Origin of the sequence: Pseudomonas sp. Irchel 3A5, from assembly GCF_900187575.1 — a bacterium.
Classification (GTDB): domain Bacteria; phylum Pseudomonadota; class Gammaproteobacteria; order Pseudomonadales; family Pseudomonadaceae; genus Aquipseudomonas; species Aquipseudomonas folii.
The window spans coordinates 92,518-104,575 of record NZ_FYDU01000015.1; the positions used below are offsets into that span (position 1 = coordinate 92,518).

A 12,058-nucleotide genomic window follows, 5' to 3' on the forward strand; every position below is an offset into this window, starting at 1 on the left:
CTATCCCCTGTGGGAGCGGTGCTTGCCCGCGATAAGGTCGATGCGATCTAAAGTGAACCGCGTCCAGCCTTATCGCGGGCAAGCACCGCTCCCACAGGAATTGCATTCCAATTTAAGACCTCGCGGTGCCCGTCAGCACCTACAGGTTCAGTGTTTTCAAGCCTGAATATCGCCCTGCATTTCATCGAGCAGATCCTGAATGGCATCCAGGCGATCTTCAGGGTCGTCGATATTGATCCAGAGTGAAAGAAAGCCCGGTAGGAGCGAACTTGTTCGCGAGACGATAGACCTGCGTACACAGGTATGACGCCTCGCCAACAAGTTGGCTCCTACCACTTCTGCGTTGTTTCAAGGAGCAGGATCAAGCCTGAATATCGCCCTGCATTTCATCGAGCAGATCCTGAATGGCGTCCAGGCGATCTTCAGGGTCATCGATTTCCAACAGCTCGATCTTGTCCTCTTCGGTAAACGGCAGCAGGTAGGCCAACTGGTTGGCTAACGACCACTGGCCATTGGCCTTGAGCCCCATGTTCAGGGCCTCCACCATCGGGTGTTCAGCCAGGGCTGCCAGCAGCGCCACGAGATCAGCGTCTTCCTCCTGAAGTGGACGCTCCTGAGGCTCATCCAGCCATTGCACCTGAGCGATCAGCAACTGATCGCGCTGGGTTTCAGTGCTCAACACGCGAAAACGCCGTCCGCCTTCGACGCGAATTCCCAGCAGGCCGTTCTCCTGCGTCTGGAAATCACGCACCAGTGCTTCACAGCCAACCAGGGAATATCCGCTGGGAGCATCGCCAACTTCACTGCCCTGGGTGATGCACACCACACCGAACCCCTCGCCCTGCTTCATGCAGCGCCCGATCATGTCCAGGTAACGCGCCTCGAACAATTGCAGATCGAGAATGCAGCCCGGAAACAGCACAGCGTTTAGTGGAAACAGCGGCAATGTCATACATGCACCTTTAAACAACCAGGGATACCGCCAGCGGCAGAAACAACGCCGTCGCGACACCCATCAGACTCATCCCCAGTGCAGCGAAAGCACCGCACTCCTCGCCTTCCTGCAACGCGATTGAAGTCCCGACAGCATGCGCCGTCAGGCCCAGCGCCATGCCCCGCGCAGCAGGATTATCGACACGCGCCAGCGTCAGCAAGCCTGGCCCGAATATAGCGCCAAGCACGCCAGTGATCAGCACAAACACCGCGGCCAACGCCGCAACGCCGCCGATCTGCTCAGCCACCAGCATGGCAATCGGTGAAGTGACTGACTTCGGTGCCATGGTCATCAAAATCATGTGATCGGCGCCGAACCACACGCCCAGCAACAGGCACAACCCGGTGGCGAATACACCGCCCACTACCAGCGTAGTTAAGGTCGGCCACAACAACTGACGAATTCGACGCAAATTCAAATAAAGGGGCACGGCCAGAGCAACGGTCGCCGGACCCAGCAGCACGCTGAGGATTTCCGTGCTCTTGCGGTACTCCGTATAACCCACGCCACAGGCGGTCAGCACGCCAATCAACACCAGCATGGAGATCAACACCGGCTGCAGAAACACCAGACGAGTCTTCTCATAAGCGGCCAGCGCCATCTGATAAGCGCCCAAGGTGATTGCGATACCAAACAATGGATGATGGATCACCGACATCCCGGCACCCTGCCAATCAAACGTCATGATTCCTCCCGGCACGGGCCTGTCGCTCGATCAGTTTCTGCATCAGCCATCCGGCAAAAGTCAGGGAAATCAGCAGCGACAGCACCAGCGCACCGACAATCGCCCAAAAGTCTTCGGCAATCGCCGCCGCGTAGACCATCACGCCCACTGCTGGTGGCACCAATAGAAGTGGCAGGTAACGCAGCAGACTGCTGGCAGCCAGACTGATGGGCTCACTGACTTCGCCGCGCACCATGAGGAATGCCAGCAACAGCACCAGGCCAATGATTGGCCCCGGCAATATGGACAAGAACAAATGATTCAGCGCAGTGCCGAGTAATTGAAACAGCACCAGCCAGGTCAGGCCCCTTAACAACATAGAACGCTCCAGCAGATTCGCGGGGCCATTATAAGCACCTTGTACAGCTATGGACGGGCATTCGCGACGTTAGGCTTCCTTGACCAATCCCACTCTCTCTGCTGATCTTGGTGTCGCAAGCGCAGGCAAAATCCTACGCAATAAAACGTAAAAAGCGACAACAACGTCAGTAGAAACAAGGAGAGTGGACATGCCTTTCGTACCTGTTGCAGAACTTAAGGACTACATTGGCAAGGAATTGGGACATTCCGATTGGCTGACCATCGATCAGGAACGCATTAATTTATTCGCTGAAGCCACGGGCGATTTCCAGTTTATTCACGTCGACCGGGTCAAGGCTGCACAGACGCCATTTGGCGGGACCATCGCCCATGGCTTCCTGTCGTTATCGTTGATCCCCAAACTAATGGAGGACCTGCTGGTGCTGCCTGAAGGTTTGAAAATGGTGGTCAACTATGGGCTGGACAGCGTTCGCTTCATCCAGCCAGTCAAAGTCGATTCACGCGTTCGTCTAAAAGTCGCGCTGACAGAAGTAACCGAGAAAAAACCCGGTCAATGGCTGCTCAAAGCCACGGCCACACTGGAAATCGAAGGACAGGAAAAGCCTGCATTCATCGCCGAACCTTTGTCGTTGTGCTTCGTGTAACACAACCAAAACATGAAACAGTCGTAACAGACTGTTTCATCGCTAATACTCGCTGCGGCATACTCCCTGCGGCTGTGCACATAACGCCCCTGATCGTCACCTGCACGCCTGAAATCATCTTGCTCGGGATTGACCATGCGCGCGCTTGCTCCTTTGGCTCTGACTTTTCTTCTCGCTGCTTGCGGAGAGGGCGAACCGCTGTCCCCGCCTGATGCGCGCCTGCCCGACGGCGGGCGCTATCGCGGTGACGTGGTCAATGGCTTGCTGCAGGGCCAGGGTCGTATCGACTACCCCAACGGGAGTTGGTATGCCGGGGAGTTTCACGACGGTCTGTGGCAGGGCCACGGCGAATGGCACGCGAGCAATGGCGACACTTATAAGGGCGGCTTCGCCAACGGCCTGTTCGAGGGTCAAGGCACACTGATCACTCACAGCGGCGTTTATGTCGGCGGTTTCAAACAGGGACGCCGCGACGGCGAAGGCACACTCAAAGAGAAGGGCCTGACTTATCGCGGCGCCTTCAAGGCCGACCAGTACGAAGGGCTGGGCCGTATCGAACTCGAAGACGGTAGCCAGTACCAAGGCATGTTTGCCCGCGGCAAGCCCAACGGCGAAGGCCTGCGCAGCGACGCCAGCGGTAACCAGTTCAGCGGCAAATTCGTCAACGGCAAGCTGGAAGGCAACGGCAGCTTTACCAGTGCCGAAGGCGATCAATACGTCGGGGGCTTTCGCAACAACCAGCTGGATGGTCGCGGCCGCTATGAAAACAGCGATGGCGACGTGTGGGTCGGCCAGTTCAGAGCTGGCGCACTCAATGGCAAAGGCGAACTGATCGGTGCCGATGGCAGCCGCTACCAAGGGGAATTCACCAACTGGCGCTTTACAGGCCAGGGCCGCTTGAGACTGGTGGACGGCACGACTTACGTTGGGCAATTCGCCGATGACGTCTATCAGGGTCAAGGCGTGCTGACTCCGATTCAGGGCAGCGTCCAAAGCGGCACGTGGGCCAACGGCCAATTGATCCGCGACGCCAAGGGCAAGTTGCTGCCCGACGCACTGGAAGCTGGCTTGCTGGCGCAGGGCCCACTGCTGGAAAAATCATTGTCGGCAGTCCCTGCTTCCACGCCATCGGTGGAGTTGTTCAGCCTGGTGGTGGGCGGTGACGGCAAACAAAGCGTGTTCTTGCGAGAAGCCGACTACGTCAACAATTTGCTGGCCTCGCGCTTTGGTGCTTTCGGGCAGATTACGCTGGTCAACCATCGCGACCACATGATTGATCGTCCCCTGGCCACCCGGGAAAGCATCAGCCGTGCGGTGAAAACCCTGGCACAACGCAGCGGTCCGGAAGATCTGGTGTTCATTTACCTGACCAGCCACGGCACTGCCGAGCATGAGCTTGTGCTGGATCAGCCACGCTTGGAGCTGGCCGACCTGCCCGCCGACGAACTGGCTGAAGCGCTGGCACCGCTGAAGAATCGCGACAAAGTTATCGTTATCTCGGCATGCTATTCCGGGGGGTTCATCCCGGCATTGAAAGACGACCGCACGCTGATCATGACCGCCTCCCGTGCTGACCGGGTTTCCTTTGGCTGCTCGGAAGAAGCGGACTTCACTTATTTTGGCGATGCACTATTTGCCAAGGCGCTGGTCGAAACCGATGACCTGCAACAAGCTTTCAGCGACGCAAAAACGTTCGTCGCAGAGCGCGAGGTTGCAGATAATTACGAAGCGTCTGAGCCGCAGATCTGGGCACCCAAGGGCGTGATTTCCCGCTGGCAATTGCTGCGCAAGAACCAGGCGGAACGCGCCCTGAACACCGCGATGATCCGCAAGGAAGCGAAGACTGCTGCAAGCCACTAAGCTGTCGGTATCAAGGGAGAATGTTATGTACTTGACGCCTCAACACATCCTGCTTGCGGGAGCTACCGGTCTCACCGGCGAACACTTGCTGGATCGCCTGCTCAATGAACCCACCATCAGCCGCGTGCTGGCACCGACACGTCGGCCAGTGCCTGAGCATTCACACCTGGAAAACCCGGTTGGCGACCTGAGCGGGCTGTTGCCCGGCTTGAGTGGCCAGGTCGATATCGCGTTTTGCTGCCTGGGTACGACGATCAAACAGGCCGGTTCGCAAGAGGCATTCAAAGCGGTTGATCTGGATCTGGTCGTGGCCTTCGCCAAACGCGCCCGGGAGCTGGGCGCAAGGCACTTGCTGGTGATCAGTGCCATCAATGCCGACCCGAAATCCAGCGTTTTCTATACCCGTATCAAAGGCGAGATGGAACAGGCGCTCATTGCCCAGGACTGGCCGCAACTGACCATCGCCCGCCCTTCCCTGCTGGTAGGCAACCGCAGCGAACAGCGTCTGGCGGAACAGCTTGCAGCGCCGCTGGCCAAGCTCATCCCCGGCAAATACGGCGCGATTGAAGCGTGCACACTGGGCAGAGCGCTGTGGCGGCTAGCGCTTGAAGAGCAATCAGGGGTGCGGATTGTGGAGTCGGATGAATTGCGGCGGTTGGGGAAGTAAACACGAGCTAGTGAGGATTAGATTTTGTGGGAGCGGTGCTTGGTCTGGGCGGCATTCCGACGATAAGGCTGGACGCGATCTAAAGTGAACCGCGTCCAGCCTTATCGCGGGCAAGCACCGCTCCCACACAGGAATCTGGCAATCCACTACAACCCGCCACTCGCCTGAAAACCCACTCCTGCCGCGGTCAATAGAGACAGTGGCAGCAACAGGGTATCGAGCAGAGCGCTGGCCGGCAGGTCCAGGCCTGGATAGCTCGGCGCATGCGCACCGAATCGGTCCATTGCACAGCAACCACCCTGCATCGCATACAAATCCAGCCGCGTGCCGGCATAGACCACCGGCGCACCCGGCTGTGCGGCATTGAGCGTGCGGGCAGTGGCGCAGCCCGTCAGGCTCAACGCCAGCGCAATCAGCAGCAGCTTATTCATCGCCGCCCATGTGGTGCTCGCCCCAGCGCGGCAGCATGTCTTGCGGAATATTAAGCAGGTTGAGAATCCGCGCCACAACGAAATCCACCAGATCATCAATGGTCTGTGGCTGGTGATAAAAGCCAGGCGAAGCAGGCAGAATCACCGCGCCCATGTTCGACAGCTTGAGCATGTTCTCCAGATGAATGCTGGAAAACGGCGCTTCACGCGGGACCAGAATCAACTGTCGACGCTCCTTGAGGGTCACGTCAGCCGCGCGCTCGATCAGGTTGTTGCAAGCGCCGGTCGCAATGGCTGACAACGACCCCGTGGAACACGGCACCACCACCATCGCGGCAGGCGAGCCAGAGCCCGAGGCCACCGGCGACATCCAGTCTTCCTTGCCATACACCCGAATCTGCCCTGCGGCAGCGCCGGTGTATTCGGTAAGGAACGCCTGCATCATCGCCGACTTGGGTGGCAGCGAAACGTCGGTCTCAGTCGCCATCACCAGTTGCGCGGCCTTGGAGATCAAAAAGTGCACTTCGCGATCTTCACGCACCAGACAATCCAGCAGGCGCAAGCCGTACTGCGCGCCGGACGCACCGGTCATCGCCAGGGTAATACGCTCCGGGCCACTCATTGCAGCGCCTCGGCGAGTTTGCCGTGCAAGCCGCCGAAGCCGCCGTTGCTCATGATCACCACGTGAGTGCCGGGCTGAGCCTGGCTTTTTACGCGAGCGATGATGCCTTCCAGAGAATCACAGACCACCGCCGGTACCGAACACTGCGCAGCGGTGGCGCCCAGGTCCCAACCCAGATTGGCCGGCGCATACCAGACCACCTGATCAGCCTGTTGCACGCTTTCCGGCAAGCCATCGCGGTGAGCGCCGAGCTTCATGGAGTTGGAGCGCGGCTCAATGATCGCGATCAAGGGAGCATCACCGACTTTCTTGCGCAAGCCATCCAGCGTGGTGGCAATGGCGGTCGGGTGGTGAGCGAAATCGTCGTAAATAGTGATGCCGCGCACTTCCGCGACTTTTTCCATGCGACGTTTGACGCTTTTGAACGCGCTCAAGGCTTCGACGCCCAGCGCCGGTACCACGCCAACATGGCGCGCAGCTGCAAGCGTAGCCAAGGCATTTGCAACGTTGTGCTGACCGGTCATGTCCCAGTCAACCGTCCCCTGTACTTCGCCTTCGAAGATCACTTCGAACTGCGAACCGTCTTCGCGCAACAGACGTGCCTGCCACTGACCGCCTTGACCGGTGGTCTGCACAGGCGTCCAGCAGCCCATCTGTATCACGCGGGTCAGCGCAGGTTCAGTGGTCGGATGAATGACCAGACCTTCACTCGGGATAGTCCGCACCAAATGATGGAACTGGCGCTCGATAGCAGGCAGATCGGGGAAGATGTCAGCGTGATCGAACTCAAGGTTATTGAGGATTGCGGTGCGTGGACGGTAGTGAACGAACTTGGAGCGTTTGTCGAAGAAGGCGCTGTCGTACTCGTCGGCTTCGACCACGAAAAACGGCGTGCCGCCCAAGCGGGCCGACACCGCGAAGTTCTGCGGCACGCCACCGATCAGGAAACCCGGGCTCATGCCCGCGTGCTCCAGCACCCAGGCCAGCATGCTGCTGGTGGTGGTCTTGCCGTGGGTACCTGCGACCGCCAGCACCCAGCGACCTTGCAGCACATGATCGGCCAGCCATTGCGGGCCGGACACATACGGCAAACCTTTATTGAGCACATATTCAACGGCAGGGTTGCCACGCGACAGCGCGTTGCCAATGACCACTACATCCGGCGCGGGGTCCAGTTGAGCCGGGTCATAACCCTGGGTCAGCTCGATGCCCTGAGCCTGCAATTGCGTGCTCATCGGTGGATAGACATTGGCGTCGGAACCGGTCACCCGATGTCCCAACTCTTTGGCGAGCACCGCCAGAGAACCCATGAACGTGCCGCAAATACCAAGGATATGAATATGCATGACCACCTCTTAAAACATCCGCGCAGGTTAGCGCAGGGAGGGTGAAATGGCACTTAGTGTTTGTCGATCAGCATGCCAAACCTGTGGGAGCGGTGCTTGCCCGCGATTAGGCTGGACGCGGTTCAATTTAGATCGCGTCAAGCCTAATCGCGGGCAAGCACCGCTCCCACAAAGTGAACAGCGCCCCGTCAGGTGCACACGGCAAAGCCTGCCCCTTTGCTCTACGCTTGAACAACTGCACGATTCAGAGCTACTGTCATGGCAGCTCTCCCACAACAAAAAATCAGGAGAAATCACCATGCGTTACGCACATCCCGGTACCGAAGGCGCTCTGGTCAATTTCAAGGAACGCTACGGTAACTACATAGGCGGCGAGTTCGTTGCGCCGGTCAAAGGTCAATACTTCACCAATACCTCGCCGATTACCGGCAAGCCCATCGCCGACTTCCCGCGTTCTACGGCCGAAGACATCGAAAAAGCGCTGGACGCCGCTCATGCCGCCGCCGACGCTTGGGGTACAACCTCAGTGCAGGCACGATCGCTGACCCTGCTGAAAATCGCCGACCGTATCGAGCAGAATCTCGAAATCCTGGCGATCACTGAAACCTGGGACAACGGCAAGGCCATCCGCGAAACCCTGAACGCCGACATCCCCCTGGCAGTCGATCACTTCCGTTATTTCGCAGGTGTATTACGTGCCCAGGAAGGCACCGCAGCCGAGATCGACGGCAATACCGTGGCTTATCACATACATGAACCGCTGGGCGTGGTCGGGCAGATCATCCCGTGGAACTTCCCGATCCTGATGGCCGCCTGGAAACTCGCTCCGGCCCTGGCAGCAGGTAACTGCATCGTTCTTAAACCGGCTGAACAAACCCCGCTGGGCATCAGCGTGCTGGTTGAGCTGATCGGCGATTTGCTCCCGCCCGGGGTACTCAACATTGTGCAAGGTTACGGCCGTGAAGCGGGCGAAGCCCTGGCCAGCAGCAAGCGTATTGCCAAGATCGCCTTCACCGGCTCGACTCCGGTGGGTTCGCACATCATGAAGCTGGCGGCGGACAACATCATCCCGTCCACCGTCGAGCTGGGTGGCAAATCGCCGAACATCTTCTTCGAAGACATCATGAACGCCGAACCCGAGTTCATCGAAAAAGCCGCAGAAGGCGTGGTGCTGGCGTTCTTCAATCAGGGCGAAGTCTGCACCTGCCCTTCCCGCGCGCTGGTTCAGGAGTCGATCTACCCGCAGTTCATGGAAGTGGTGATGAAGAAGGTCCTTAAGATCAAGCGCGGCGACCCGCTGGACACCGACACCATGGTCGGCGCGCAAGCATCGCAGCAGCAGTTCGACAAAATCCTCTCGTACCTGGAAATCGCTCAAGGCGAAGGTGCAGAGCTGTTGACCGGCGGCAAGGTGGAGAAACTGGAAGGCGATCTGGCGACCGGTTACTACATCCAGCCGACGCTGCTTAAAGGCAATAACAAGATGCGCGTGTTCCAGGAGGAAATCTTCGGGCCGGTGGTCAGCGTGACCACCTTCAAGGATGAAGCCGAAGCCGTGGCCATCGCCAACGATACCGAGTTCGGTCTGGGTGCGGGCCTATGGACGCGAGACATCAACCGCGCTTACCGCGTAGGCCGGGCGATCAAGGCCGGTCGCGTGTGGACCAATTGCTACCACCTGTATCCGGCGCATGCGGCGTTCGGCGGCTACAAAAAATCCGGTGTTGGCCGCGAAACCCACAAAGTCGCGCTTGAGCATTACCAACAGACCAAAAACCTGCTGGTGAGCTACGACACCAACCCGCTGGGCTTTTTCTAAGCCAGGTTGATTGACTGCCAATGGCCTCTTCGGAGGCCATTGGTGTTTTTGAAGCCACACACAAATATTCTGCAAACTGAGTGCTTTTGGTGGGAGCGGTGCTTGCCCGCGATAAAGCTGGACACGGTTAACTTTAGATCGCGGTGCCCTCATCGCGGGCAAGCACCGCTCCCACGGGAAAGCATTTCAAATCACAGGACCCTTAACGCCCCAAAACAGTTCACAAAACGCCGCCATCCACTGCATTCACGACACGCCGCGCCCGGCAATTGGCGCCTTGCGCCGTGATGGAGTATTAATTGCTTACTTTGCTGCATTCGCTCCGCACTTGAACCGGGGCGTCATGGAGATTTTGTATGGCAAGCTTTTCCCACTCCGTCGGCGCACAGACATATCGCTTCGATAGCCTCAAGGACGTCATGGCCAAGGCCAGTCCGGCGCGTTCGGGGGATTTTCTGGCGGGCGTAGCAGCGCTCAACGATGGTGAGCGGGTTGCTGCGCAGATGGCGCTGGCGAACATTCCGCTCAAACACTTCCTCGAAGAAGCGTTGATCCCGTATGAGCAGGACGAAGTCACCCGGCTGATCATCGACACCCACGACACGCAGGCTTTCGCACCCGTCAGCCATCTGACCGTAGGCGGTTTTCGTGACTGGCTGCTCAGCGACAAGGCCGACGAAGCCAGCCTGCGCGCCCTCGCTCCCGGCCTGACACCAGAAATGGCAGCCGCCGTGTCGAAGATTATGCGTGTGCAGGATCTGGTGCTGGTGGCGCAGAAGATTCGTGTGGTCACAAAGTTTCGCGGCACCCTGGGCCTGCGCGGTCGTTTGTCGACACGCCTGCAACCCAACCACCCTACCGATGAGCCTTCCGGTATCGCCGCGAGCATTCTTGACGGCCTGCTGTACGGCAACGGCGACGCCATGATCGGCATCAACCCGGCTACGGACAGCACCTCGTCCATCGTCGCTCTGCTGGAAATGCTCGATGCAATCATCCAGCGCTACGAAATCCCGACTCAGGCGTGTGTGCTGACCCATGTCACCACCTCGATTGAGGTGATCAATCGTGGCGTACCGGTGGACCTGGTCTTCCAGTCGATTACCGGCACCGAAGCGGCCAACTCCAGTTTCGGCATCAACCTCAATGTGCTGCAGGAAGGTTATGAAGCAGGCTTGAGCCTCAATCGCGGCACGCTGGGCCAGAACCTGATGTATTTCGAGACTGGCCAAGGCAGCGCGCTGTCGGCCAACGCTCATCACGGCCTCGATCAGCAAACCTGCGAGACCCGCGCCTACGCCGTGGCTCGGCATTTCAACCCGTTTCTGGTCAACACGGTAGTCGGCTTCATCGGCCCGGAATACCTGTACAACGGCAAGCAGATCATCCGCGCCGGGCTTGAAGATCATTTCTGCGGCAAGTTGCTGGGCGTGCCCATGGGTTGTGACATCTGCTACACCAACCACGCCGAAGCCGATCAGGACGACATGGATACCCTGCTGACGCTGCTGGGCGTGGCGGGCATCAACTTCATCATGGGCATCCCCGGCTCCGACGACATCATGCTCAACTACCAGACCACCTCGTTCCACGACGCACTCTACGCCCGGCAAACACTGGGCCTGCGTGCTGCGCCGGAATACGAAGCATGGCTGGAAAAAATGGGCATCTTCACCCAGGCCGATGGCCGGATACGCTTCGGTGACAGCCTGCCACCCGCCTTTCGCAACGCATTGGCCCATCTGGCATGAGTGACGAATTGATGGACGATCTTCCTGAAAGCAACCCCGACAACACGCCAAACCCGTGGCTCGAACTGCGCCGCCTGACGCCCGCGCGGATTGCCCTGGGACGCACCGGCACAAGCCTGCCCACCAGCGCGCAACTGGATTTTCAGTTTGCCCATGCGCAGGCTCGGGATGCCGTGCACTTGCCGTTCGATCATGCCGCGCTGAGCGAACAACTTGCCGCCAAAAACCGCGAAACCTTGCATTTGCACAGCGCCGCGGCCGACCGGGACAGCTACCTGCAACGCCCGGACAAGGGTCGTCGCCTGAACGAAGCCTCGGCGCAAACCCTGCGCGAATATGCAGCCGCCCATCTCGGCGGGATTGATGTGGCCGTGGTGGTTGCCGATGGCTTGTCTGCCCTGGCCGTGCATCGCCACACCGTGCCGTTTCTGGCGCGGATGGAAGAATTGGCCAGCGCCGAAGGCTGGACGCTTTCACCGGTGATACTGGTGGAACAAGGCCGGGTCGCCATCGCTGACGAAATCGGCGAACTGCTCGGTGCAAAAATGTCGGTGATTCTGATCGGCGAACGTCCCGGCCTCAGCTCGCCGGACAGTCTGGGCCTGTATTTCACCTACGCGCCCAAGGTTGGCCTCAATGACGCGCATCGCAACTGCATCTCGAATGTACGACTGGAAGGGCTGAGTTACGCAATGGCCGCACATCGTCTGCTTTACTTGATGCGAGAGGCCTGCACACGGGGTTTATCCGGGGTCAATCTCAAGGACGACGCGCAATTGAACAGTCTGGAATCCGACGAGCCACTGAACACGAAGGGCAACTTTCTACTCGCAGGGCCATCGGACTGAGCGTTAGATTGCGCTTTCTAAACTCATTCGG

Annotated in this window: 12 protein-coding genes and 1 pseudogene; 6 read left to right on the forward strand and 7 right to left on the reverse strand. The window is 58.8% G+C overall.

All coding sequences use genetic code 11. The annotated features are described in order from the left end of the window. Positions 1-156 precede the first annotated feature (156 nt). The 4 genes and pseudogenes from CKW31_RS30485 to CKW31_RS22915 all read right to left on the reverse strand — a co-directional run. Positions 157-231: pseudogene (locus tag CKW31_RS30485) on the reverse strand (ATP-dependent protease); the annotation flags it as partial. Positions 232-361: 130 nt separating this feature from the next. Beyond that, positions 362-952: an LON peptidase substrate-binding domain-containing protein gene (locus CKW31_RS22905; RefSeq protein ID WP_095100463.1), complete on the reverse strand. Its 591-nt coding sequence runs from the start codon at positions 950-952 to the stop codon at positions 362-364. Positions 953-962: 10 nt separating this feature from the next. Then, complete coding sequence (locus tag CKW31_RS22910; RefSeq protein ID WP_095100465.1) at positions 963-1,679, reverse strand: LrgB family protein; 717 nt, start codon at positions 1,677-1,679, stop codon at positions 963-965. Beyond that, positions 1,669-2,037 carry a CidA/LrgA family protein gene (locus CKW31_RS22915; protein WP_095100467.1) on the reverse strand — a complete coding sequence of 123 codons (369 nt, stop codon included), beginning with the start codon at positions 2,035-2,037 and terminating at the stop codon, positions 1,669-1,671. The genes CKW31_RS22910 and CKW31_RS22915 overlap by 11 nt, the downstream gene beginning before the upstream one ends. 190 nt (positions 2,038-2,227) lie before the next feature. Here CKW31_RS22915 and CKW31_RS22920 point away from each other — a divergent pair, with 190 nt between their 5' ends. The 3 genes from CKW31_RS22920 (at position 2,228) to CKW31_RS22930 (ending at position 5,210) form a co-directional block, all read left to right on the forward strand. After that, positions 2,228-2,683, forward strand: coding sequence for a MaoC family dehydratase (locus CKW31_RS22920; RefSeq protein WP_095100469.1), 456 nt, complete (start codon positions 2,228-2,230; stop codon positions 2,681-2,683). A 135-nt stretch (positions 2,684-2,818) separates the two neighbouring features. Further along, positions 2,819-4,543, forward strand: a complete 1,725-nt coding sequence (locus CKW31_RS22925) for a C13 family peptidase (RefSeq protein ID WP_095100471.1) — start codon at positions 2,819-2,821, stop codon at positions 4,541-4,543. Positions 4,544-4,568: 25 nt separating this feature from the next. Then, positions 4,569-5,210 carry an oxidoreductase gene (locus CKW31_RS22930; protein ID WP_095100473.1) on the forward strand — a complete coding sequence of 214 codons (642 nt, stop codon included), beginning with the start codon at positions 4,569-4,571 and terminating at the stop codon, positions 5,208-5,210. A 146-nt stretch (positions 5,211-5,356) separates the two neighbouring features. On the opposite strand, the gene CKW31_RS22935 is transcribed toward CKW31_RS22930, so the two are convergent. The 3 genes from CKW31_RS22935 to mpl are packed head-to-tail and all read right to left on the reverse strand — an operon-like array spanning position 5,357 to position 7,609. Continuing rightward, positions 5,357-5,641, reverse strand: coding sequence for a YceK/YidQ family lipoprotein (locus CKW31_RS22935; protein ID WP_027897915.1), 285 nt, complete (start codon positions 5,639-5,641; stop codon positions 5,357-5,359). After that, on the reverse strand, positions 5,634-6,263 hold the full coding sequence (ubiX, locus tag CKW31_RS22940) for a flavin prenyltransferase UbiX (protein ID WP_027897914.1): 630 nt from the start codon (positions 6,261-6,263) through the stop codon (positions 5,634-5,636). The genes CKW31_RS22935 and ubiX overlap by 8 nt, the downstream gene beginning before the upstream one ends. Beyond that, positions 6,260-7,609, reverse strand: a complete 1,350-nt coding sequence (mpl, locus tag CKW31_RS22945) for a UDP-N-acetylmuramate:L-alanyl-gamma-D-glutamyl-meso-diaminopimelate ligase (RefSeq protein WP_095100475.1) — start codon at positions 7,607-7,609, stop codon at positions 6,260-6,262. The genes ubiX and mpl overlap by 4 nt, the downstream gene beginning before the upstream one ends. 298 nt (positions 7,610-7,907) lie before the next feature. Between mpl and CKW31_RS22950 the strand changes: the two genes are divergently transcribed. The 3 genes from CKW31_RS22950 to eutC all read left to right on the forward strand — a co-directional run bounded on the left by CKW31_RS22950 (position 7,908) and on the right by eutC (position 12,027). Then, positions 7,908-9,428 (forward strand): aldehyde dehydrogenase family protein, encoded by a 1,521-nt coding sequence (locus CKW31_RS22950; RefSeq protein ID WP_095100477.1) that lies wholly within the window; start codon positions 7,908-7,910, stop codon positions 9,426-9,428. A gap of 356 nt (positions 9,429-9,784) precedes the next feature. Continuing rightward, positions 9,785-11,179 carry an ethanolamine ammonia-lyase subunit EutB gene (locus tag CKW31_RS22955; protein ID WP_095100479.1) on the forward strand — a complete coding sequence of 465 codons (1,395 nt, stop codon included), beginning with the start codon at positions 9,785-9,787 and terminating at the stop codon, positions 11,177-11,179. An 11-nt stretch (positions 11,180-11,190) separates the two neighbouring features. Further along, positions 11,191-12,027 carry an ethanolamine ammonia-lyase subunit EutC gene (gene eutC, locus CKW31_RS22960; RefSeq protein ID WP_176469960.1) on the forward strand — a complete coding sequence of 279 codons (837 nt, stop codon included), beginning with the start codon at positions 11,191-11,193 and terminating at the stop codon, positions 12,025-12,027. The last annotated feature ends 31 nt before the right edge of the window (positions 12,028-12,058 follow it).